The 23,124-nt window shown below is 71.9% G+C and carries 20 protein-coding genes; 11 read left to right on the top strand and 9 right to left on the bottom strand.

Going from position 1 to position 23,124, the window contains the following annotated elements:
* Positions 1-126 precede the first annotated feature (126 nt).
* Positions 127-1,032 (top strand): 4-(cytidine 5'-diphospho)-2-C-methyl-D-erythritol kinase, encoded by a 906-nt coding sequence (locus HG542_RS15670; RefSeq protein ID WP_171081815.1) that lies wholly within the window; start codon positions 127-129, stop codon positions 1,030-1,032.
* A 625-nt stretch (positions 1,033-1,657) separates the two neighbouring features.
* On the opposite strand, the gene HG542_RS15675 is transcribed toward HG542_RS15670, so the two are convergent.
* Positions 1,658-2,845, bottom strand: a complete 1,188-nt coding sequence (locus tag HG542_RS15675; protein WP_171081817.1) for a cytochrome P450 — start codon at positions 2,843-2,845, stop codon at positions 1,658-1,660.
* Between the two features lie 203 nt (positions 2,846-3,048).
* Here HG542_RS15675 and HG542_RS15680 point away from each other — a divergent pair, with 203 nt between their 5' ends.
* From HG542_RS15680 to HG542_RS15695, 4 genes are all read left to right on the top strand, one after another.
* On the top strand, positions 3,049-3,744 hold the full coding sequence (locus HG542_RS15680) for a GbsR/MarR family transcriptional regulator (protein WP_171081819.1): 696 nt from the start codon (positions 3,049-3,051) through the stop codon (positions 3,742-3,744).
* A gap of 99 nt (positions 3,745-3,843) precedes the next feature.
* Positions 3,844-5,655: an ABC-F family ATP-binding cassette domain-containing protein gene (locus tag HG542_RS15685; RefSeq protein WP_171081821.1), complete on the top strand. Its 1,812-nt coding sequence runs from the start codon at positions 3,844-3,846 to the stop codon at positions 5,653-5,655.
* Between the two features lie 148 nt (positions 5,656-5,803).
* The gene (locus HG542_RS15690; RefSeq protein WP_229922485.1) at positions 5,804-7,708 is read left to right on the top strand and encodes an outer membrane protein assembly factor BamB family protein; all 1,905 of its coding nucleotides are present in this window, start codon (positions 5,804-5,806) and stop codon (positions 7,706-7,708) included.
* Between the two features lie 267 nt (positions 7,709-7,975).
* Positions 7,976-8,704, top strand: coding sequence for a response regulator transcription factor (locus HG542_RS15695; protein WP_171081822.1), 729 nt, complete (start codon positions 7,976-7,978; stop codon positions 8,702-8,704).
* Here the strand turns inward: HG542_RS15695 and HG542_RS15700 are convergent.
* Together HG542_RS15700 and HG542_RS15705 are read right to left on the bottom strand one after the other, a co-directional pair.
* On the bottom strand, positions 8,649-8,942 hold the full coding sequence (locus HG542_RS15700) for a hypothetical protein (protein ID WP_171081824.1): 294 nt from the start codon (positions 8,940-8,942) through the stop codon (positions 8,649-8,651). The two genes, HG542_RS15695 and HG542_RS15700, sit on opposite strands and share 56 nt — an antisense overlap.
* Positions 8,943-8,965: 23 nt before the next feature.
* The gene (locus HG542_RS15705; RefSeq protein ID WP_171081894.1) at positions 8,966-10,633 is read right to left on the bottom strand and encodes a sodium:solute symporter family protein; all 1,668 of its coding nucleotides are present in this window, start codon (positions 10,631-10,633) and stop codon (positions 8,966-8,968) included.
* Between the two features lie 131 nt (positions 10,634-10,764).
* Between HG542_RS15705 and galT the strand changes: the two genes are divergently transcribed.
* From galT to galK, 3 genes are read left to right on the top strand one after another with little or no spacing between them, the layout of a single operon-like run.
* Positions 10,765-11,811 carry a galactose-1-phosphate uridylyltransferase gene (gene galT / locus HG542_RS15710; RefSeq protein WP_171081826.1) on the top strand — a complete coding sequence of 349 codons (1,047 nt, stop codon included), beginning with the start codon at positions 10,765-10,767 and terminating at the stop codon, positions 11,809-11,811.
* Positions 11,808-12,764, top strand: coding sequence for a UDP-glucose 4-epimerase GalE (gene galE, locus HG542_RS15715; protein ID WP_171081828.1), 957 nt, complete (start codon positions 11,808-11,810; stop codon positions 12,762-12,764). The genes galT and galE overlap by 4 nt, the downstream gene beginning before the upstream one ends.
* Positions 12,761-13,861 carry a galactokinase gene (galK, locus tag HG542_RS15720; RefSeq protein ID WP_171081830.1) on the top strand — a complete coding sequence of 367 codons (1,101 nt, stop codon included), beginning with the start codon at positions 12,761-12,763 and terminating at the stop codon, positions 13,859-13,861. The genes galE and galK overlap by 4 nt, the downstream gene beginning before the upstream one ends.
* A gap of 187 nt (positions 13,862-14,048) precedes the next feature.
* Here galK and HG542_RS15725 read toward each other — a convergent pair whose 3' ends face one another.
* Positions 14,049-14,498: a GNAT family N-acetyltransferase gene (locus HG542_RS15725; protein WP_227726032.1), complete on the bottom strand. Its 450-nt coding sequence runs from the start codon at positions 14,496-14,498 to the stop codon at positions 14,049-14,051.
* 240 nt (positions 14,499-14,738) lie between these two features.
* On the opposite strand from HG542_RS15725, the gene HG542_RS15730 reads away from it, so the two are divergent.
* Entirely contained in the window at positions 14,739-15,536 is a 798-nt protein-coding gene (locus HG542_RS15730) for a response regulator transcription factor (RefSeq protein ID WP_227726034.1), read from the top strand.
* Here HG542_RS15730 and HG542_RS15735 read toward each other — a convergent pair.
* A complete protein-coding gene (locus tag HG542_RS15735; RefSeq protein ID WP_171081837.1) occupies positions 15,495-15,992 on the bottom strand; it encodes a MarR family winged helix-turn-helix transcriptional regulator in 498 nt (165 codons plus the stop codon). The two genes, HG542_RS15730 and HG542_RS15735, sit on opposite strands and share 42 nt — an antisense overlap.
* Before the next feature lie 112 nt (positions 15,993-16,104).
* On the opposite strand from HG542_RS15735, the gene HG542_RS15740 reads away from it, so the two are divergent.
* On the top strand, positions 16,105-16,911 hold the full coding sequence (locus tag HG542_RS15740; RefSeq protein ID WP_229922486.1) for a trans-aconitate 2-methyltransferase: 807 nt from the start codon (positions 16,105-16,107) through the stop codon (positions 16,909-16,911).
* A 223-nt stretch (positions 16,912-17,134) separates the two neighbouring features.
* Here the strand turns inward: HG542_RS15740 and HG542_RS15745 are convergent, their stop codons facing one another.
* Positions 17,135-17,836, bottom strand: a complete 702-nt coding sequence (locus HG542_RS15745) for a TetR/AcrR family transcriptional regulator (protein WP_171081841.1) — start codon at positions 17,834-17,836, stop codon at positions 17,135-17,137.
* Positions 17,833-18,834 carry an acyl-CoA desaturase gene (locus HG542_RS15750; protein ID WP_171081843.1) on the bottom strand — a complete coding sequence of 334 codons (1,002 nt, stop codon included), beginning with the start codon at positions 18,832-18,834 and terminating at the stop codon, positions 17,833-17,835. The genes HG542_RS15745 and HG542_RS15750 overlap by 4 nt, the downstream gene beginning before the upstream one ends.
* A gap of 201 nt (positions 18,835-19,035) precedes the next feature.
* On the opposite strand from HG542_RS15750, the gene ppc reads away from it, so the two are divergent.
* Entirely contained in the window at positions 19,036-21,759 is a 2,724-nt protein-coding gene (gene ppc, locus HG542_RS15755) for a phosphoenolpyruvate carboxylase (RefSeq protein WP_171081845.1), read from the top strand.
* 115 nt (positions 21,760-21,874) lie between these two features.
* Here ppc and pth read toward each other — a convergent pair whose 3' ends face one another.
* Together pth and HG542_RS15765 are read right to left on the bottom strand one after the other, a co-directional pair.
* On the bottom strand, positions 21,875-22,468 hold the full coding sequence (gene pth, locus HG542_RS15760; protein ID WP_171081848.1) for an aminoacyl-tRNA hydrolase: 594 nt from the start codon (positions 22,466-22,468) through the stop codon (positions 21,875-21,877).
* Between the two features lie 81 nt (positions 22,469-22,549).
* A complete protein-coding gene (locus HG542_RS15765; RefSeq protein WP_171081850.1) occupies positions 22,550-23,122 on the bottom strand; it encodes a 50S ribosomal protein L25/general stress protein Ctc in 573 nt (190 codons plus the stop codon).
* Between the last annotated feature and the right edge of the window lie 2 nt (positions 23,123-23,124).

Consider the following 23,124-nt stretch of genomic DNA (forward strand, 5'->3'; position numbering starts at 1 on the left):
CGGCGTGGCTGGTCGCGCAGTTCCTCCCCCGGCTACCGCTGGGGGTGCCCCCAGCGCCCCTTCGGGGCGCAGACGAACCGCATCGCCGCCTGCCGGCCGCCCCCTACGACCACAGGAGCCCTCCCCATGACCGCCGAGTCCGTCACCGTCCGCGTCCCCGCCAAGGTCAACGTCCAGCTCGCCGTGGGCGGTCCGCGCCCCGACGGGTTCCACGACCTGGCCAACGTCTTCCTCGCCGTCGGCCTGTACGACGAGGTCACGGTGACCCCGGCCGAGTCGCTGCGCATCACGTGCTCCGGCCCGGACGCGGACCAGGTGCCGCTGGACGCCTCCAACCTCGCGGCGCGCGCGGCCCTCGCGCTGGCCGCGCGGTACGGGCGCGCCGCGGACGTGCACATCCACATCGCCAAGGACATCCCCGTGGCGGGCGGCATGGCCGGCGGCAGCGCGGACGGCGCGGGCGCCCTGCTGGCCTGCGACGCGCTGTGGGGCACGGGCGCCTCGCGCGAGGAACTCCTGGAGATCTGCGCCGAGTTGGGCAGCGACGTGCCGTTCAGTCTGGTGGGCGGCGCCGCACTGGGCCGCGGCCGCGGCGAGCTGCTGACCCCGCTGGAGACCGGCGGCACCTTCGACTGGGTCTTCGCCGTGGCGGACGGCGGCCTGTCCACTCCCGCCGTCTACCGCGAGTGCGACCGCCTGCGGGGCGAGGCGGAGATCCCGGCCCCCGAGGCGTCCGAGGCCCTGCTGGATGCGCTGCGCGCGGGCGATCCTGCCGCTCTGGCGGCTGCCGTCTCCAACGACCTCCAGCCGGCGGCCATTTCGCTGCGCCCGTCCCTGGAGGCCACCCTCGCGGCGGGCACCGAGGCCGGTGCCCTGGCGGCGATGGTGTCGGGGTCGGGGCCGACGACGGCGTTCCTGGCGGGGAGCGCGGGGGAGGCGGAGAAGGTGGCCGATGCGCTGCGCGCCTCCGGCACGTGCCGCGCGGTGCGGGTCGCCGCGGGGGCGGTGGCGGGGGCGACGGTCGTGGGCTGAGCCTCGCGCGGCCCGGGCTTGAGAGATACTCAGAAGAGGCCGAATCGTCGGTCCACTACGTACCGGTAGCCAAGGGTGACAGCGTGCTGGGTTACTTGTGGGCGTCTGACGCTGATGATGCCGCTGGCTTCGAGCCGCGAAGTGCTTATGGCGATGCAGCCTTCGATGCAGGTGCAGTGCACCTGCCGCCGTCGCCAATCCCGTATGTCCCTCTCCGCCAACGAATGCACCGCACTTGAGCCCCTCGCCGCCGAGTGGCTCGCCCGCGGCGTGCCCGTACCGCAGCTCGTCCACGTGCTCACCGATCGGCTCCCCGACACCGTCCACGCCCCCGGCGCCCTCGCCCGTAAGCGGCTCACCGACAAGGTGCCGCCTGAGCCCGAGCCTGCGCCCGTACCGGCAACCACACCCCTCCGCATCATGGAATGCACCGGTTGCGGCGCCCCCGGCCGTCCCGAGGCGCTCGCCGGCGGGCTCTGCCGTGCATGCCGCGACGGCGAGGCAGCCCCGGAGACCAGGGGCGATCCCGCTCCGCCAGCCCAAATCCTCACGCCACGCCGCCCAAAGCGAGGATTTGCGCTGCCGGAAGGGCCCACCGCAAGGACCCCCGTGGGTTTGGCACCACTCACCACAGCCGCACCGACAACCGGTCCACCCCGTAGATGTCGGACGCCGTCCGCATCGGTACCTCACCGGCCGGGACGGCCAGCCGCAACCCCGGGAACCGTTCGAACAGCGCCGGGAGGGCAACCCGCATCTCCACCCGGGCCAGTTGCTGGCCCAGGCACTGGTGGATGCCGTACCCCAGGGCGACGTGCCCGGTGGCCTGGCGGCGTATGTCCAGGCGGTCCGGGGCGGGGAACTTCTCCGGGTCCCGGTTGGCCGCCATCACCGACAGCGCCACCGTCTCTCCCGCCCTGATCAACTTGCCGTCCAGCTCCACGTCTTCGAGCGCCGTCCGCGCCCCGGTGTGTGCGATGCTCAGGTAGCGCAGCAGCTCCTCGACGGCCGGGTCCACGGCTTCCGGGCCGGAGCGCAGGACCGCCAGCTGCTCGGGGTGCTCCAGCAGGGCGAAGACGCCCAGCGCGATCATGTTCGCGGTGGTGTCGAACCCCGCCCCCAGCAGCAGAACCGCGATGTTCGTGAGCTCCTCGTCGGTGAGCTCGTCGCCCGCGGCCAGGTCGCCGAGCACGTCGTCCGTGGGCGCGGCCCGCTTCGCCACGACCAGGTCGTACAGCATCGTCCCCAGCGCGTTCATCGCGGCGACCCGTTCCTCCGCGGTGGCGTGGTGGTCGTTCACGGTCATCGTGTGGCGCTGGAAGGTCTCGTGCTCGTCGTAGGGCACCCCCAGCAGCTCGCAGATCAGCAGTGCGGGAACGGGCTGCGCGTACGCCCGTACCAGGTCCACCACCGGGCCCTGCCGCTCCATCGCGTCCAGCTGCGCGGCCGTGATCTCCTCGACGCGCTCGGTGAGCCGGCGCATCCGGCGCAGCGTGAACCTGCCCATGAGCAGGCGCCGGTAGCGGGTGTGCTCGGGCGCGTCGTGCCCGATGAACATCCCGGGCCCGGCCGGCGGCATCGGTTCCGTGGAGTCCGTGCCGGGCATCGGGTTGTGCATGAGCTCCTGCCGCGAGCTGAACCGCGGGTCGGACACCACCGCACGGAGCAGGGCATGGCCGGTCACCAGCCAGCCCCGGTGCCCGTCGGGGAACGTCAGCCGGGTCAGCGGTTCCTTCTCGCGCAGCCGCGCCAGCTCCTCCGGAGGGTCGAAGGGACAGCCCGCAGGGCGCTGGTAGGGGAGGGATTCGAGCATGGCGGTCGCCCCGTTTCTCGTAAGCGTTCAGAACTCCTTGAAAGCTACGTTGCGTTCAGAGTCGCCTCAATCCGCCGGCACTCCAAATCCGGTTATTTGCAGGACACTTGCCGGGTTTGGTGCAATGGGCCTGCACGTGAATGCAATAAGCACACCCGGCCGTTGCAATGGGATGCCGGTGAACGCACAGGAGGCGACCGCACATGCCGGGAGGCAGGCTCACCCACGACGACCGGCGGCGCATAGCCGAGGGGCTTGCCGAAGGGCTCACCTACGCCGGGATCGCCCGGCGCCTGGGCCGGCCGACCTCGACCGTCAGTCGTGAGGTGTCCCGCAACGGCGGACCGGACGGCTACCGGGCCGACCACGCCCACCTGGCCACCGCCCGGCGCGCCCGCCGCGGCGCCCCGCCGGCCGACCGGCCGGCGGCGGCCACGGCCTCCGGCGGCTTCGAGGAGCGCCTCACCGCGGCGCTGATCAGCACCGGAGTGCCCCGGATGACGGCCAGGGTGCTCGCCTGCCTCTGCGGCACCGACACCAGGGGCCTCACCTCCGCCGACCTGGTGCGGCGCCTGCAGGTCAGCCCGGCATCCGTCTCCCACGCGATCGCCTACCTGGAGGCGCAGGAGCTCGTCCGCCGCGAGCGCGACCCCGGGCAGCGGTACGAGCGCTACGTCGTCGGCGACGACGTCTGGTACCGGTCGCTGCTGGCGAGCGTCCGCACGAACGCCCTGCTGGCGGACGCCCTCCAGGAGGGCGCCGAGACCCTCGGCCCCACCACCCCCGCCGGGGCCAGGCTGGCGGAGATGAGTGAGTTCCTGAACCACCTCGGCGCCGACTTGATCAAGAAGGCCGAGGCGTGGCCCCGTAAGGGGCGCTGGGGGCACCCCCACCGGTAGCCGGGGGAGGAGCTGTGCGATCAGCCGAGAACAGCCCGCGCCGACAGGCTCACCGCAACCCATGGGATCCTGGACCCGTAACTCAAAGCGAGGAGCGCAATGGCAGCCAACCTGGTCAATCTGGAAGCCGTCGACAAGGTGTACGGCACCCGTGCACTGCTCGACGGCGTCTCCCTCGGCGTCAACGAGGGCGACCGGATCGGCGTGGTCGGCCGCAACGGCGACGGCAAGACCACCCTCATCCGCGTGCTCGCCAAGCTGGAGGAGGCCGACAAGGGGCGCGTCACCCACGCCGGCCACATCAGCCTCGGCGTGCTCACCCAGCACGACTCGCTCGACCCCGCCGCCACCATCCGGCACGAGGTCATCCGCGACATGGACGATCACGAGTGGGCGGGCAACGCCAAGATCCGCGACGTGCTCACCGGCCTCTTCGGCGGGCTGGACCTGCCGGGCTTCGCCGACGGGCTCGACACCGTCATCGGCCCGCTGTCCGGCGGCGAGCGCCGCCGGATCGCGCTCGCCAAGCTGCTCATCGGCGAGCCGGACCTGATCGTGCTCGACGAGCCCACCAACCACCTCGACGTCGAGGGCATCTCCTGGCTCGCCGCGCACCTGCGGGCGCGCCGCTCGGCGCTGGTGTGCGTCACGCACGACCGCTGGTTCCTGGACCAGGTCTGCACGCGCATGTGGGACGTGCAGCGCGGCACCGTCCACGAGTACGAGGGCGGCTACAGCGACTACGTCTTCGCCCGCGCCGAGCGCGAGCGCATCGCCGCCACCGAGGAGGCCAAGCGGCAGAACCTGATGCGCAAGGAGCTCGCCTGGCTGCGCCGCGGCGCCCCGGCCCGGACGAGCAAGCCGCGCTTCCGGATCGAGGCGGCCAACGAGCTCATCGCGGACGTGCCGCCGCCGCGCGACAGCTCCGAGCTGATGAAGTTCGCCAGTGCCCGGCTGGGCAGGACCGTCTTCGACCTGGAGGACGTGACCGTCCAGGCCGGCCCCAAGGTGCTCATCGAGCACCTCACCTGGCAGCTGGGCCCCGGCGACCGCATCGGCCTCGTCGGCGTCAACGGCGCCGGCAAGACCTCGCTGCTGCGCGTCCTCGCCGAGGCGGCGCGCACGGAGGGCGAGAAGCAGCCGGCCAAGGGCAAGGTCGTCGTCGGCAGGACGGTCCGGCTGGCGTACCTCTCGCAGGAGGTCGCCGAACTCGACCCGGCCAAGCGGGTGCTGGAGGCCGTGCAGCAGGTGCGCGACCGCGTCGACCTCGGCAAGGGCCGGGAGATGACGGCCGGGCAGCTGTGCGAGAAGTTCGGCTTCACCAAGGAGAAGCAGTGGACTCCGGTCGGTGACCTGTCCGGCGGCGAGCGGCGCCGGCTGCAGCTGCTGCGGCTGCTGATGGACGAGCCCAACGTGCTCTTCCTCGACGAGCCGACGAACGATCTCGACATCGAGACGCTCACGCAGCTGGAGGACCTGCTCGACGGCTGGCCCGGCTCGATGGTCGTCATCAGCCACGACCGGTACTTCGTCGAGCGCACGACGGACCGGGTCTTCGCCCTGCTCGGCGACCGCGCGCTGCGGATGCTGCCGCGCGGGCTGGACGAGTACCTGGAGCGACGGCAGCAGGTCGTCGAGGCGGCGGTGGCCACCGCCCCGGCTCCGGCGGCCCCCGCCGCCGACGTGAAGCAGAAGTCGGCCGGCGAGCTGCGTGCCGCGCAGAAGGAGCTGCAGAAGATCGAGCGTCGGCTCGACCGCATCGGCGAGCAGGAGGCGAAGCTCCACGAGCGCATCGCCGCACAGGCGACGGACTTCGAGGCGGTCGCCAAGCTGGACGCGGAGCTGCGCGAGCTGAGCGGCGAGCGGGAGGAGCTGGAGATGCGGTGGCTCGAACTGGCCGAGGACGTCTAGGCGTTCCGCGTCCCGAAGGTGGACGGTGCAACGGTCTCGTCACGGGCCGGTCTCAGGTGGTGGATACGCCTGGAATCGGCCCGTTGACGTAAAGCGGACGGTGATACAAAAGAACATCCGCTCGCCTGCCGCTCACCGAGGAAAGCCGATGTCACAGCCGCCCCAGCCGGGTGCTCCGCAGACCCCGCCCCCGCCCGCGCAGGGTGGTGGGCAGGCCTACATGCCGACCCAGGCCTTCGGCGCGGTCGAGCCGCCGGCGCCCCCGGCGGGCGCACCGCAGACCCCGCCGCAGACCCCGCCCCCGCCTCCGCCGCCGGCTGCGCCGGGCGGGTTCGGCCCTCCGGAGCAGCCCGCCGCCGCGCCGGGCTACGGCTACCCCCAGACCCCGCCCGCCCAGGGCGGCTTCGGCGCTCCGGAGCAGCCGGCAGCCGCGCCCGCCGCGCCCGGTTACGGCTACCCGCAGACGCCGCCGCCCCCCGCGCCGGGCGGTTACGGCTACCCGCAGACGCCGCCGCCCGCTGCCCCGGCCGGTTACGGATACCCCCAGGCCCCGCCCCCCGCCGCCCCCGGCGGCTACGGCTACCCCCAGCAGTACCCTGCCGGCCCCGCCGGCCCCTTCCCGCCCCCGCCCGGCAGCCCGAAGAAGAAGCCGCCCATGGCGGCCATCATCGGCGGAGCCGTCGCGCTCGCCCTGCTCGCCGGCGGCGGCATCTGGTACGCCACCAGCGGCAGTTCGGACAACGGCGGCACCAAGACCGACAGCAGCCAGGCCGGCGGCCCGCAGGGCGGCGGCGGCAGCAAGGGCGCCCCCGCGACCGTCAACGGCAAGATGCTGTTCAGCGTCGACTCGCCCCAGGTCGACGACCTCGTCAACGTCAAGGGCACCTGGGTCACCGACCAGGTCTTCGCCAAGTCCGACGTGTACAAGGTCGTCGGCTACGGCCTCTCCGGCGGCAAGAAGTACGAGATCCCGCTCGACGGCGAGATCTGCTGGGCCTCCCAGCAGGTGACGCCCGACGGCAAGACCGCGGTCCTGGTCAAGGAGTCCAAGCCGACGCCGGACAAGAAGTACGGCGGTCCGTGCGACCAGGTCGTCGCCCTCGACCTGAACAACGGCAAGAAGCTGTGGCAGAAGGCCGCCAAGGCCGGTGACCAGCCTGTGTCGTTCGGCGAGGTCACCGTCGGCGGCGGCACCGTCGCCGCGGGCGGTACCAGCGGCGGTGCCGCGTGGTCGCTGAGCGACGGCAAGGAGCTGTGGACGCCCAAGGCCGGCGACGACTGCCGCGACGACGGCTACGGCGGCGGCACCAAGCTGGTCGCGGTGCGCCGTTGCGGCGACTACGCGCGCCCGCAGATGCAGGTGCAGACCCTCGACCCGGCGACGGGCGGCATCAAGTCCACGTACAAGGTCCCCGCGGGGCTGAACTACGTGCATGTGGTGTCAACCGACCCGCTGGTGGTCGCCGTTGACGCGGGCGATCACACGGGCAGCGCCGCATCCGACTTCCTGGCGATCGACGACAGCGCCAAGGAGGGCACGCTGCGCAGCAAGGTCTCCACGCAGAACGGCAAGTTCACGCCGAAGTGCGAGTCGACCAACGTCGAGGGCTGCAAGAAGGTCGTCGTCAGCAAGGACACCCTCTACCTGCCGACCCAGGAGCACCAGAGCGGCAACTCCCAGGAGGTGGGCCGGGTCACGGACATCGTCGGCTTCGGCCTGTCCGACGGCCAGTCGCGCGGCAAGGTCTCGGGCGCGCCGGGCTCTTCGATCACCCCGCTGTCGCTGGACCGGGACGGGTACCTGGTCGCCTACCAGGACCCGACGTACAAGGCCGGCGGCATGGTGATCCGGATCGATCCCAAGACGTTCAAGACCGATGTGCTGATGAAGAATCCGGTCGACACGGTCGAGGCCGAGCGCAAGCTCTCGCCCAACTACCAGGACGTGGTCTGGTCGCAGGGCCGGCTGTACATGGGCAACGGCTTTGCCAACAAGCCCGGTCCGGCCGGGCTCGGCAAGGACTACCTGGCCCTGGTCTTCGGCGGCAGCTGAGCCGGCGGCCGAGCAAGGTGATCACCTGGTGATCGTTTGACGGCGTCCCATGCGTGGAAGCCTGTCGAAACCCTGCCGTATCCCTGTCCATCGCGCGTACATGCCTGAACGATCCGTTTCAGTCTCGAAGTACACGTGATTGGCAGGGATTTCGGCATTCCGGGGGACTTCTCACCGGTAAGGGGCGCGGAACGTCGAACAAGCGTGTAGCTTCCGGGGCAAAGAAGGAGCCGGGGAGACGTACGCGGGGCGACAGGGGGGACGCGCATGGGCGTGCGGCTCATGGTGGTCGACGACCACCGTCTGCTGGCCGAGGCGCTCGCCTCGGCGTTGAAGTTGCGCGGGCACCGAGTGCTGGCCGCGGCCGCGCCGAGCGCGGGAGCGGCCGATCTGGTGGTGAGCCGCGCGCCCGAAGTGTGCCTGCTGGGCACGGCGGCCCCGGCGGAGCCGGGCGCCTTCGAGCCGGTGGTGCGGATCAAGCGGGAGCGCCCGCAGGTCGCCGTCGTGGTGCTGGGCCCGGTGCCCAGCCCGCTGGGGATCGCGGCCGCGTTCGCCGCGGGCGCCTCCGGCTACGTCCGGCACAACGAGCGCATCGAGGGCGTCGAGCGGGCCATGATGAAGGCCCGCGCGGGCGAGGCCGCGGTCGATCCGCAGCTGCTCCAGGGCGCGTTCGCCGAGCTGCTCAACCCGGCGGCCCAGCCGGACGACGAGGGCGCCCGGCTGCTCCAGCTGCTCACCCCGCGCGAGGTGGAGGTGCTGGTGCGGGTCGCCGAGGGCGAGGACACCCGGCTGATCGCCGCGGGCATGGGCATAGCCCCGAGCACGGCCCGTACGCACGTCCAGCGCGTGCTGATGAAGCTCGGCGTGGGGTCCCGGCTGGAGGCCGCCGCCCTCGCCGCCCGTACGGGCCTGCTCGACCGCGCGACGAGCGGCGGCGCCGTCACTCCGGCCGTTGTCGCTCCGCGGGGGGCGGCGGGGGCGTCGGGCGGAGTCTGAGCCAGACGAGGAAGAAGGCGCCGAGGGCGAGCATGCCCAGGCCCGTCCACAGGTTGATGTTGATGCCCTGCGCCTTCTTCATGTCCGCGTCCGAGGCGGTGATCCCGGCGACGGTGACGATGATCCCGTAGACGGTGAACAGTGCCCCGATGATCCGCCGCACGTCGAAGAGACGTGCGGCGGTGGCGGACTTGCGCTCCAGTTCCTCGACGTCCTGCTGGTACTCGAACTCGCTCACAACACGCTCCTCGGCAGCTGCAGTTACAGGGAGAAGGGCACGTAGCAGGCCGCCGCCAGGACGACCGCACCCCAGCCCAGCAGGGCGGGCCGGCGGTACCAGGCGTCGTCGCCCTCGGCGGCCGGCTCCGCCATGCCGGGCGAGGCGGTCCCGTAGACCAGCCCGGCCAGGGAGGCGGCCGGTTTGGGTGCGGTGCACAGCGAGACCACGAGCATCACGGCCGCGCCGACGACGAACGCGACGATCGAGGACACGAAGTTGGCGCCCTGGTCGGACGGGATGCCGATGACGCCCTGCTTGTAGAACCAGAAGTAGTTGACCATCGCGGCCACCGTGCCGCTCAGCAGCCCCCAGAAGCCCGCGGCGGCGGTGGCCCGCTTCCAGAACATGCCGATGATGAAGACGCAGAACAGCGGGACGTTGAAGAACGAGAAGAGCGTCTGCAGGTAGTTCATGATGTTGGAGAAGGACGACGCGATGACGGCCGTCCCCATCCCGATGACGACGCCGACCGCGGTGACCACGCGCCCGGTCCGCAGGTAGTACGCGTCCTCGCGGCCGCGCTTCACGTAGGCGGCCCAGATGTCGTTGGTGAACACGGTGTTGAAGGACGAGACGTTGGCCGCCATGCCCGCCATGAAGGCCGCGAGCAGCCCCGTCACCGCGATGCCGAGCACACCGTTGGGCAGCAGGTCGCGCATCAGCACGGGGATCGCGTCGTTGTAGCTCAGGTCGCCGCCGGCCTTGCCGAGCGAGGGCTCCATGACGAGCGCGATGAGCCCGGGGACGACCACGACCATCGGGATGAACATCTTGGGGAACGCGGCGATCAGCGGCGTGCGCCGGGCGGCGCTGAGGTTCTTCGCGGACAACGCGCGCTGCACTTCGGCGAAGTTGGTGGTCCAGTAGCCGAAGGACATCACGAAGCCGAGGCCGAGCACGATGGTGAGCCAGTTGGCGCCCAGCGGGTTGGGGTGCCCGATGCCCGTACCGCCCCAGGCGCTCAGGAAGTTGTCGCCGTGCGAGGCCGTGAGCGAGTGGCTCAGCCCGTGCCAGCCGCCGACCCGCTTGAGCCCGACGACCGTCAGCGGGATCAGCGCCGCGAGGATCACGAAGAACTGCAGCACCTCGTTGTAGATCGCCGAGGAGAGCCCGCCGAGCGTGATGTAGGCGAGCACGAAGAAGCCCGCGACGACGATCGCCACCCACTGCGGCCAGCCCAGCAGCGCCTGCAGCACGATGGCCATGGCATACAGGTTGACGCCCGCGATCAGCACGGACGACACCGCGAAGATGACCGAGCTGAGCAGGTGCGAGGACGGCCCGAAGCGGTGCAGCAGGAACTCCGGCACGGATCTGACCTTCGACCCGTAGTAGAACGGCATCATCACCAGGCCCAGGAAGACCATGGCCGGGATGGCGCCGATCCAGTACCAGTGCACCGTGTAGGCGCCGTACTGCGCGCCGTTGGCGGCCATGCCCAGGATCTCGGTGGCGCCGAGGTTGGCGGCCACGAAGGCCAGTCCGGTCACCCAGGCGGGCAGCGAGCGCCCGGAGAGGAAGAAGTCCAGGCTGGTGCGCACCGAGCGGCGGGCGGCGAAGCCGATGCCCAGGACGACCACGAAGTACAGGGCCAGGATCGCGTAGTCGAGCCCGTTGACGGGCAGTCGGAGCCCGTCGGCCAGGGGCATGGACGCGATGGACGTCATGGGCGGCATGGGCGGATCACCTCACTCGACGTTGACTGAGTTGTTGGGTCATGATTCCTTGTGTTCGGTTGTGTGTGAAGGTGTTGAGGCCTGCCAGTTTGAGGAGAGCCACCGTGAAGAAGACCGCGACCCGGCTCGCGGACGGCCGTGAGCTGCTCTACTACGACTCCCGTGACGACGCAGTCCGGGACGCCGTGGACCGCCGGCCGCTCGGTGCGACCGTCACCGCCTCGGAGATCCGCCGCGATCCGCTGCTCGGCGACAGCGTCGCCATCGCCTCCCACCGCCAGGAGCGCACCTATCTGCCGCCCGCGGACCAGTGCCCGCTGTGCCCCTCGCACGACGGCCGGCTCACCGAGATCCCCGCCGCGGACTACGAGGTCGTGGTCTTCGAGAACCGTTTCCCCTCCCTGGCCGGCGACTCCGGCCGCTGCGAGGTCGTCTGCTTCACCTCCGACCACGACGCCTCCTTCGCGGACCTCGGCCCGGGGCAGGCCGCCCTGGTCCTCGACGCCTGGACGGACCGCACGGCCGAACTCGCCGCCCTGCCCGCCGTCGAGCAGGTCTTCTGCTTCGAGAACCGAGGTCGGGAGATCGGCGTCACCCTCGCTCACCCGCACGGCCAGATCTACGCCTACCCGTTCGTCACCCCGCGCACCGAGCGCATGCTGGCCTCCGCCGCCGCGCACGCCGCGCGCACCGGCGGGCGCAACCTCTTCGACGACACCGTGGCGCAGGAGCACGCCGACGGCCGCCGGATCGTGCTCGACGCCGAGCACTGGACGGCCTTCGTCCCGTACGCGGCCCACTGGCCGTACGAGGTGCACCTCTACCCGCGGCGCCGCGTCCCGGACCTGCTCGCGCTGGACGCCGCCGCGCGCACAGAGTTTCCACAGGTCTACCTGGAACTGTTGAAGCGCTTCGACCGGATCTTCGGACCGGGGCAGCCGCCGACCCCTTATGTCTCGGCCTGGCACCAGGCGCCGTTCCGCCACCCGGAAAGGACCGAATTCGCCCTGCACCTCGAGCTCTTCACCATCCGCCGCTCCCCCGGCAAGCTGAAGTTCCTCGCGGGTTCCGAATCCGGCATGAACGTGTTCATCAACGATGTGCCGCCCGAGACCGCGGCCCGCCGACTCCGAGAGGTTGCGAGCGAATGAGCAAGAGCAAGTGCCTGGTCACCGGCGGTGCGGGCTATGTGGGCAGCGTCGTCGCGGCCCATCTGCTGGCCGCCGGGCACGCGGTGACCGTGCTCGACGACCTCTCGACCGGACACCGCGAGGCCGTCCCGGACGGGGCGTCCTTCGTCGAGGGCCGCATCCAGGACGCGGCGCGGTGGCTCGACGGCTCGTACGACGCGGTGCTGCACTTCGCCGCGTTCTCCCAGGTGGGCCAGTCGGTCGCCGACCCCGAGCCGTACTGGCGCAACAACGTGGGCGGCACCGCCGACCTGCTGGCGGCCATGCGGGACGCGGACGTGCGCCGCCTCGTCTTCTCCTCCACGGCGGCCACGTACGGAGAGCCGTCGGCGGTGCCGATCACCGAGGACGCCCCGACGGCGCCCACCAACCCCTACGGGGCCACCAAGCTCGCCGTCGACCACATGATCGCGAGCGAGTGCGCGGCGCACGGCCTGGCCGCCGTCTCGCTGCGCTACTTCAACGTGGCGGGCGCGTACGGCCGTTACGGGGAGCGGCACGCGCCGGAGACGCACCTGATTCCGCTGGTGCTGCAGGTGGCGCTGGGGCAGCGGGAGGAGATCTCGGTCTACGGGGACGACTACCCGACCCCCGACGGCACGTGCATCCGCGACTACATCCACGTCGCCGACCTCGCCGAGGCGCACCTGCTGGCCCTGGATGCCGCGCGCGAGGGCGAACACCTGGTCTGCAACCTCGGCAACGGCAACGGCTTCTCGGTCCACGAAGTCGTCGAGACCGCGCGGAAGGTGACCGGCCACCCGATCCCGCAGCGCACCGCCCCGCGCCGCGCCGGCGACCCGGCCGTGCTGGTCGCCTCCGCCGACCGGGCCGTGGAACGGCTGGGCTGGCGCCCGCGCCGCACCGACCTGGCCGGAATCGTCGAGGACGCCTGGGAGTTCGCACGCCGATGACGACAACTGCCGAGAACTTCCGCACGGTGTACGGGAAGCCGCCCGCCGGGGTGTGGGCCGCCCCCGGCCGCGTCAACCTGATCGGCGAATACACCGACTTCAACGACGGCTTCGTGATGCCGTTCGCGCTCCCGCACTGCACCCGGGTGGCGGCCGCCCCGCGGACGGACGGCCGGCTGCGCCTGTACTCCCGCGATGCGCAGGGCGGCGTGACGGAGGAGCCCCGCGGCTGGGCCGCATACCCGGCGGGCGTGGCGTGGGCCCTGCGCGAGGCGGGCCTGCCGGTGGGCGGCGCGGACGTGTACGTGGAGAGCGATGTGCCGGTCGGCGCGGGCCTGTCCTCTTCGGCAGCCCTGGAGGTGGCGACGGCACTTGCCCTGACCGAGCTGTACGACGCCGGGCTGCCGGGCCCGGAACTGGCCCGGCTGGCGCAGCGGGCCGAGAACGCGTTCGTCGGAGTGCCGTGCGGAATCATGGATCAGATGGCGTCCGCTTGTTGCCGTGCGGGGCACGCTCTGCACCTGGACACGCGCGACCTCTCGATGCGGCAGATCCCTTTGGCACTGGAGCAGTGGGGTCTGCGGCTGCTGGTGATCGACACCCGGGTCAAGCACGAACTGGGCGACGGCGCGTATGCGGCCCGGCGGGCGGGGTGCGAGTCCGCTGCGCGGCGGCTGGGGGTACGGGCGTTGCGGGAGGTCGCCTGCGGTGAACTGCAGGCGGCACTGGGTGAGTTGCCTGCCGCGGAGCGCGCCTTGGTCCGTCACGTGGTGACGGAGAACGACCGGGTGGAGCGGGTCGCGGCCCTGCTGGCCGCGGGGGATGCGAGGGCTGTGGGCCCACTGCTGACGGAGGGGCACGCCTCGCTGCGCGACGACTTCCGGGTGTCCTGTGCGGAATTGGACGTGGTGGTGGAGACGGCGGTGAAGGCGGGGGCCCTGGGGGCCCGGATGACGGGCGGCGGCTTCGGCGGCTCGGCAATCGCCTTGGTGGATGGGGCAGATGAGGAAAGGGTGACCAAGGCGGTCACCGAGGCACTGGGGACGGCACGAGTGTTCGGCACGGCGGCGGGGGAGGGGGCACGGCGGGTGGCCTAGAGCAGCGCCCCGTAAGGGGCGCGGGGCTGTGCTCGATATGCGGCTCCGCCGCGTGGGCGCGACCAGGCGCCCCGTAAGGGGCGCGGGGAACTGCGCGACAAGCCCCCACCGGCCCGCAGTCGACGCGCCACCCGGGGGTCCGGGGCGCAGCCCCGGAGTAACGGCCCCGCGCCCCTGACGGGGCGCCTCAAAGCTCCTTCACCAGCAGGTGGCTCGTGATCCCGGGCGGATAGTCCGGGATGCTCGCCGCGAGGCGATACCCCACCCGCTGGTAGAACCCCGGCGCCTGGAAGTCCCAGGTCTCCACCTGGCTGCCGATGCAGCCGAACTCCTCCCGGGCGCGGGCCTCCGCCCGCGCGATCAACCGCGAGCCCAGCCCCGCCCCGCGGGCCCCCGCGTCCACCCACAGCAGGTCCACGTGCAGCCATTGCCACTGCACATGACCGACGAGCCCGCCCGCCAGCTCCCCGCGCTCGCCGCAGGCGTACGTGGCGTACACCTCCAGCGGCCGCGCCTCCATCACCGGCGTGCGCCGCAACGCCCGCAGGGCGGGCGAACGTTCGTCGTTGACGGTCTGCAACCGTGCAAGGACAACATCGCGTCGTTCCGGGTCGTTCACCGCCTCAATACTGAACATAAAGCTCACCATAAACACCGGGGCCAGGCAGTTTTGCCAATCCGCTTCCGTTGTCGTACCCCGGCCGTACGCTGATGCACAGTGCCGGTGGGGGCCGGCGCTGATCAGGGGGCGAGACAGGCAGGTACGACGCCCGGGGCGGGGTGGTGTCAGGTCACGGCGGCGGCCGTGCACGGCGTAGGGCCCCGGGTTCGGGCGCCGTACCCGCACTGCTCCGTCTGTCCGGAGATGGGGGTGTCTGTGGCACGAATTCGGGTACTGGTGGTCGACGACCACCGCATCTTCGCCGAGTCGCTCGCCGCCGCCCTCGCGGCCGAGCAGGATGTGGACGTCTCGGCGGCCGGCAGCGGGCCGGCGGCGCTGCGTGCGGTGGAGCGCGCGGCAGGTGAGGGGCGGCGCTTCGACGTGCTGCTGATCGATGCCGACCTCGGCGCGGTCGGCACGGACGGCGTGCGCGTACCGCCCCAGCTCCGGGGCCAGGGCCCCGGGCCGGACGGCCAGGGGGCCGTCACGGAAGGCGCGGTGGACGGCATCTCGCTGGTGGCGCGGGTGCGCGCGAGCCACCCGGGCGTGCGCACGGTGGTGCTGGCCGAGCGGGACGACCCGCGCCGGGCGGCCGCCGCGCTGCAGGCCGGGGCCGGCGGCTGGGTGGCGAAGGACTGTTCGCTGTCCCGCCTGCTCGCGGTGATCCGCGGGGTCCTGCGGGACGAGACGCATCTGCCGCCCGCCCTGCTGACGGGAGTGCTCCGCGAGCTGACGGCGGCGCGCAAGCACCGCACGGAGAGCGAGCGGCTCGTCGAGTCGCTGACCCCGCGCGAGCGCGAGGTGCTGCGCTGCATGGTGGCCGGGCTCGGCCGCAAGGCGGTGGCCGAGCGGCTCTATCTGTCCCCGCACACGGTGCGCACGCACATGCAGAACGTGCTGGGCAAGCTCGGCGTGCACTCCACGCTCGCCGCGGTGGCGCTGGCCCGGCGGGCCGGCGTGGGCCCGGTGGACCTAGCCGGGGACGTTGTCGAACGGGGCGGTCAACTGGCGTAGCAGCCGGGCCAGTTCGCCCCGCTGGGCCGGGGAGAGCTCGGCGAGGATGGCGCGCTCCTGGGCCAGCAGTCCGGCGAGCGCCTGGTCGGCGCGGTCCCGGCCCTCGTCCGTGAGGCGGACGAGCACGCCGCGCCGGTCGCTGGGATCGGGCTCGCGCAGCACGAGGCCCTTCTTGGCGAGCCGGTCGATGCGGTTGGTCATGGTGCCGGAGGTGACCAGGGTCTGGGTCAGCAGCTGGCCCGGCGAGAGCTGGTAGGGCGCGCCCGCGCGCCGCAGCGAGGTCAGGACGTCGAACTCCCAGGGCTCCAGCTGGTGCTCGGAGAAGGCGAGCCGCCGCGCCCGGTCGAGGTGCCGGGCCAGCCTGCTGACGCGGCTGAGCACTTCGAGTGGTTCCACGTCGAGGTCGGGGCGCTCTCGACGCCACGCCGCGACCAGCCGATCGACCTCGTCCTCCATGGGATCAGTGTAGTTGGTCTGTCGACATGAAGTCTCTTGACGTCAAGATAACTGGGGAGGGATGCTGGAAGGGCCACGCCAGGCCCAGGTCACTCCTCGCAGGAGGCTCACCATGCCCGTATGGGATCCGCAGCAGTACCTCCGCCACGCGGGCCCGCGCACCCGCCCCTTCCAGGATCTGCTCGCCCGCGTGCCGGAGCTGCCCGGCAGCCCGGCGCGCATCGCCGACCTGGGCTGCGGCCCGGGGAACGCGACGGCCCTGCTGGCCGAGCGCTGGCCCGACGCGCACATCACGGGCTACGACAACTCGGCCGCGATGCTGGAGGAGGCGCAGGCGTACGCGGGGGAGACGCTGCGCGGCGGCCGCATCGACTTCGCGTACGGCGACCTGACGCGGTGGTCCGCGCAGGGGGCGCGGTACGACCTGATCGTCTCGAACGCGGCGTTCCAGTGGGTGCCGGGCCATGCGGAGGCGTTCCCGGCGCTGCTGGCGGATGTGGCGCCGGGCGGCACGTTCGCCTTCCAGGTACCGGGGAACGGGGATGCCCCGAGCCATGCGCTGCTGCGCGAGCTGTGCGGTTCGCCGCGGTGGTGGGACCGGCTGGGCGCCGCCGGGCGCCGCACGGTGGACGTCCGCGAGCCCGCGGACTACCTGGAGCGGCTGGCGGCGCTGGGGTGCGAGGTGGATGCGTGGGAGACGACGTACCTCCACCTGCTGGAGGGGGAGGACCCGGTCCTGGAATGGCTGAAGGGGACGGGCCTGCGGCCCGTGCTGACGGCGCTGGCGGATGCCCCCGAGGAACGCGAGGCGTTCCTTTCGGAGTACCGGGGTCTGCTGCGCAAGGCCTATCCGGCGGGGCCGGGGGGAACGGTGTTTCCGTTCCGGCGGATCTTCGTGGTGGCCCGGAAACGGGGCTGAGCGCCGTTGCGGCGGATTCAAGAGTGCGGGCGCACCTTTGGCCCGGCCATGGCCCTCCGGGCCTGCGGTCAAGGGCGCGAAGCGCCTCTTGCCGCCAGGCCCCGGCCGGAGCGAAGAGGCTCCGCCTCTTCAACTCCGCCGCAACGGCGAGCAACCACCGTGGAGCGGACCGGCGGTGCCGGACCCGCCGCAACCCCCGGGCGCCCCGCGCCCCGACGCGCCGTCAGGCGCGCCGGTGCCCCACAAGCCTCGGCTTCGGCTCCAGGCCGTCCAGCCCGTGCCACGCCAAGTTGACCAAATGGGCCGCCACTTCGGCCTTCTTCGGCTTGCGGACGTCCAGCCACCACTGGCCCGTCAGGGCCACCATGCCGACCAGCGCCTGCGCATACAGCGGGGCCAGCTTCGGGTCGAAGCCCCGCGCCTTGAACTCCAGGCCCAGGATGTCCTCGACCTGCGTCGCGATGTCGCTGATGAGCGAGGCGAACGTGCCCGTCGACTGCGCCACCGGCGAATCCCGCACCAGGATGCGGAAGCCGTCCGTGTACGTCTCGATGTAGTCGAGGAGGGCGAACGCCGCCTGCTCCAGCAGCTCCCGCGGGTGACCCGCGGTCAGCGCGCCCGTCACCATGTCGAGCAGCTGCCGCATCTCCCGGTCGACGACGACCGCGTACAGCCCCTCCTTGCCGCCGAAATGCTCGTACACCACCGGCTTGGAGACCCCGGCCTTGGCCGCGATCTCCTCCACCGAGGTGCCCTCGAAACCGCGCTCGGCGAACAGGGCGCGACCGATGTCCAGCAGCTGTTCCCGGCGCTCCGCGCCGGTCATCCGCACCCGGCGGGGCCGGGAGCGCCGGGGCGCGGGAGCCTTCTGGGAAGGACTGGAGGAAGAATCATTGCTGTCGATCGTCGCCACGCCGTCCATCATGCCGGGTGTGCGGCGCCTTCATCCTCCCGGTTTCCCCGGGGCGCCCGGCGAGAGTCGATCCGGCCCGCGCTCGGCCAGCGCACGTCGTAGGCCCAGCCCGCCTTCTCGAACCAGCGGATGAGGCGGGCGCTGGAGTCGAGCTGGCCCCGCAGCACACCGTGCCGCGCGGACGTCGGGTCGGCGTGGTGCAGGTTGTGCCAGGACTCGCCGCACGACAGGACGGCGAGCCACCACACGTTGCCCGAGCGGTCGCGCGACTTGAACGGGCGCTTGCCGACGGCGTGGCAGATCGAGTTGATCGACCACGTCACATGGTGCAGCAGAGCCACCCGCACCAGCGAGCCCCAGAAGAACGCCGTCAGCGCGCCCTGCCACGACCAGGTGACCAGGCCACCCACCAGCGGCGGGAACAGCAGCGAGACGACCGTCCAGAGCACGAACTGGCGCGAGACACGGCGGATCACCGGGTCCTTGATGAGGTCCGGCGCGTATTTGTGCTGCGGCGTCTGCTCCTCGTCGAACATCCAGCCGACGTGGGCCCACCACAGGCCCTTGAGGAGCGCGGGCACCGTCTCGCCGTACCGCCAGGGGGAGTGCGGGTCGCCCTCGGCGTCGGAGAACTTGTGGTGCTTCCGGTGGTCGGCGACCCAGCGCACCACCGGCCCCTCGACCGCGAGCGAGCCCATGATCGCCAGCGCGATCCGCAGCGGGCGCTTCGCCTTGAAGGCGCCGTGGGTGAAGTGGCGGTGGAAGCCGATCGTGATGCCGTGGCAGCCGATGTAGTACATGGCCACCAGCAGGCCCAGATCCAGCCAGCTCACCCCCCACCCCCAGGTCAGCGGGACGGCGGCGACCAGCGCGAGGAACGGCACGGCGATGAACAGCCCAAGGGTGATCTGCTCGACCGAGCGCTTGCTGTCGCCGCCCAGAGTGGCGGACGGGAGCGGGGTGTCCTGGGCCTTCGGCGCGTCTTCGAGCACATCGGGGCTTGCAGTCATGTGTTCCCTCAGGGAGTCGGAGCATGGCTACGGTTCCGTAACCTACGGCATCGTAAGTATGGCAGGGCGGCAGCCGGGGGCAAGAGGGCTGCGGGGCACCGCGCGTCGGGCGGGGGCCCGGCGGAGACCTATGCTGGGGGCGTCGGACAGCGCGGTCCGCCACCCCTCCAGATGCTCAGAACTTCGCAAGGAGCCGCACCTGTGAGCAGTGCCGACCACACCAATGCCGCCCTGCGGGCCGATATCCGCCGTCTCGGTGATCTCCTCGGAGAGACGCTGGTCCGCCAGGAGGGTGAAGAACTCCTCGACCTGGTCGAGCGGGTACGGGCCCTGACCCGCACGGACGGCGAGGCCGCCGCCGAGCTGCTGGGCGCCACCGACCTGGAGACGGCCGCCCGGCTCGTGCGGGCCTTCTCCACGTACTTCCATCTGGCGAATGTCACCGAGCAGGTGCACCGCGGCCGCGAGCTGCGGGCCCGGCGGGACGCCGAGGGCTCGATCCTGGCCCGTACCGCGGACCAGCTGAAGGATGCGGACCCCGAGCACCTGGCGCAGACCGTGCAGCACCTGCAGGTGCGGCCGGTGTTCACCGCCCACCCCACCGAGGCCGCCCGCCGCAGCGTGCTCAACAAGCTGCGGCGCATCGCCGAGCTGCTGGACGCGACCGCCACGGGCGCCGGCGACAAGCGCCGTACGGACCTGCGGCTGGCCGAGACCATCGACCTGCTCTGGCAGACCGACGAGCTGCGCGTGGCCCGCCCGGAGCCCACCGACGAGGCCCGCAACGCGATCTACTACCTGGACGAGCTGCACACCAACGCGGTCGGCGACGTCCTGGAGGACCTGGCCGCCGAGCTCGACCGGGTGGGCGTGCAGCTGCCCGCCGGCACCCGCTCGCTGACCTTCGGCACCTGGATCGGCGGCGACCGCGACGGCAACCCCAACGTCACCCCCGAGGTGACCTGGGACGTGCTGATACTGCAGCACGAGCACGGCATCACCGACGCCCTGGAGCTGGTGGACGTCCTGCGCGCCGCGCTGTCGAACTCCATCCGCAACAGCGGCGCCACCGAGGAGCTGCTCACCTCGCTCCAGCGGGACCTGGAGCTGCTGCCCGAGATCAGCCCCCGCTACAAGCGGCTCAACGCCGAGGAGCCCTACCGGCTCAAGGCCACCTGCATCCGCCAGAAGCTCGTCAACACCCGCGAGCGGCTGGCCCGCAACACCCCGCACGAGGAGGGCCGCGACTACCTGGGCACCGGCGAACTCCTCGCCGACCTGCAGCTCATCCAGGACTCGCTGCGCGCCCACCGCGGCCGGCTGATCGCCGACGGCCGACTGGAGCGGGCCATCCGCACCCTGGCCGCGTTCGGGCTGCACCTGGCCACCATGGACGTCCGCGAGCACGCGGACGCCCACCACCACGCGCTCGGCCAGCTCTTCGACCGCCTCGGCGAGGAGTCCTGGCGCTACGCCGACATGCCGCGCGACTACCGGCGCCGCCTGCTCGCCAAGGAGCTGCGCTCACGGCGCCCGCTGGCCCCGATGCCGGCACCGCTGGACGCGGACGGGCAGAAGACGCTCGGCGTCTTCCACACCATCCGCGAGGCGCTGGAGCGCTTCGGGCCCGAGGTCGTGGAGTCGTACATCATCTCCATGTGCCAGGGCGCCGACGACGTCTTCGCCGCGGCCGTCCTGGCCCGCGAGGCCGGGCTGGTCGACCTGCACGCCGGCTGGGCGAAGATCGGCATCGTGCCGCTGCTGGAGACCACGGACGAGCTCAAGGAGGCCGACCGGCTGCTGGACGAGATGCTGGCCGACCCCTCCTACCGGCGGCTCGTCTCGCTGCGCGGCGACGTCCAGGAGGTCATGCTCGGCTACTCCGACTCCTCCAAGTTCGGCGGCATCACGACCTCGCAGTGGGAGATCCACCGCGCCCAGCGCCGGCTCCGCGACGTTGCCCACCGCTACGGCGTGCGGCTGCGGCTCTTCCACGGCCGAGGCGGCACGGTCGGCCGCGGCGGCGGCCCCACCCACGACGCGATCCTGGCGCAGCCGTGGGGCACGCTGGAGGGCGAGATCAAGGTGACCGAGCAGGGCGAGGTCATCTCCGACAAGTACCTCATCCCGTCGCTGGCCCGGGAGAACCTCGAACTCACCGTCGCCGCCACGCTGCAGGCCTCCGCCCTGCACACGGCGCCGCGCCAGTCGGACGAGGCGCTGGCGCGCTGGGACGCGGCCATGGACACCGTCTCGGACGCGGCGCACGACGCGTACCGGCGCCTGGTCGAGGACCCGGACCTGCCCGCGTACTTCTTCGCGTCGACCCCCGTCGACCAGCTCGCGGAACTGCACCTGGGCTCCCGCCCGTCCCGCCGCCCCGACTCCGGCGCGGGCCTCGACGGCCTGCGGGCCATCCCGTGGGTCTTCGGCTGGACGCAGTCCCGCCAGATCGTCCCCGGCTGGTACGGCGTCGGCTCGGGCCTCAAGGCGGCCCGCGAGGCCGGGCTGGACACGGTGCTGGAGGAGATGCACGAGCACTGGCACTTCTTCCGCAACTTCCTCTCCAACGTGGAGATGACGCTGGCGAAGACGGACCTGCGCATCGCGCAGCACTACGTGGACACGCTGGTGCCGGACGAGCTGCGGCACGTCTTCGACACCATCAAGGCGGAGCACGAGCTGACGGTCAGGGAAGTGCTGCGGGTCACGGGCGAGGGGGAACTGCTCGACGCGAGCCCGGTGTTGAGCCAGACGTTCCACATCCGGGATGCGTATCTGGACCCGATCTCGTATCTGCAGGTGAGCCTGTTGCACCGGCAGCGGGAGGCCGCTGCGCGGGGCGAGGGGGCGGATCCGTTGCTGGCGCGGGCGCTTCTCCTCACCGTCAACGGTGTGGCGGCGGGGTTGCGCAACACCGGCTGAAACTGCGGGCCGTCCCTGGTTGCCCGTGCAGTTCCTCCCCCAGCTACCGCTGGGGGTGCCCCCAGCGCCCCTTACGGGGCGCGGGGCCGGGGTGCGGGCAACTGGGGCGCGCCCCCTACGAGTTGTACGTCCCCTGCGCCCGCTCCAGGCCGTCCACGATCAGTGACTCGACCGCGTCCGCGGCGCGGTCCACCTCGTAGGCCAGGTCCTTGCGCTCCGTCGACGAGAAGTCCTTCAGGACGAAGTCCGCCACCTGCATCCGGCCCGGCGGGCGGCCGATGCCGAAGCGGACGCGGCAGTAGTCCGGGCCCAGGGCCTTGGTGATGGACTTGAGGCCGTTGTGGCCGTTGTCGCCGCCGCCCAGCTTCAGGCGCAGCGTGCCGTAGTCGATGTCCAGTTCGTCGTGCACGGCGATCACATGCCCCACCGGCACCTTGTAGAAGTCGCGCAGTGCGGCCGTCGGGCCGCCCGACAGATTCATGAACGACATCGGCTTGGCGACCACCACGCGGCGGCTGGAGACACCGGGGGTGCCGAGCCGGCCCTCGACCACCTGGGCCCGTGCCTTGTGCGCCTTGAACTTGCCGCCCATCCGCTCCGCGAGCAGGTCCGCGACCATGAAGCCCACGTTGTGGCGGTTGCCCTCGTACTCGGGGCCGGGGTTGCCGAGGCCCACGATCAGCCAGGGGGCGCTGGAGTCGTCCGTCATCTGCATGTCTCCTTCATAGCGAACCGCCGCCCCGCTCCAGCGGAGCGGGGCGGCGGCAGCGGTGTGCTATCGGGGCGAGGCTCAGGCCTCGGTGCCCTCGGCCTCGGCGGCGGGGGCGTTACCGGCGACGACGTGCAGCACGACGGCGTCGGCCTCGACGGCCAGCTCGACACCGGCCGGCAGGGCGATGTCCTTGGCCAGGACGGAGGCGCCGGCGTCCAGGCCCGCGATGGAAACGGTGACGGCCTCGGGGATGTGGGTGGCCTCGGCCTCGACCGGCAGGGCGGTCAGGGTGTGCTCGAGCAGGTTGCCGCCGGGGGCCAGCTCGCCCTCGGTGTGGACCGGAACCTCGACGGTGACCTTCTCGCCGCGCTTGACGACCAGCAGGTCGACGTGGACCAGGAAGCCCTTGAGCGCGTCGCGCTGGACCTGCTTGGGGATGACCAGCTCGTTGCGGCCCTCGATGTCCAGGGAGAGCAGGACGTTCGGGGTCTTGAGGGCCATCATCAGGTCGTGGCCGGGCAGCGTGACGTGGACCGGCTCGGCACCGTGGCCGTAGACGACGGCGGGAACCAGGTTGGCGCGGCGGTCACGGCGGGCGGAACCCTTGCCGAACTCGGTGCGGACGGCGGCGGCGAGCTTGATCTCGGCCATGG

It is taken from the genome of Streptomyces morookaense, assembly GCF_013030945.1.
GTDB lineage: Bacteria > Actinomycetota > Actinomycetes > Streptomycetales > Streptomycetaceae > Streptomyces > Streptomyces morookaensis.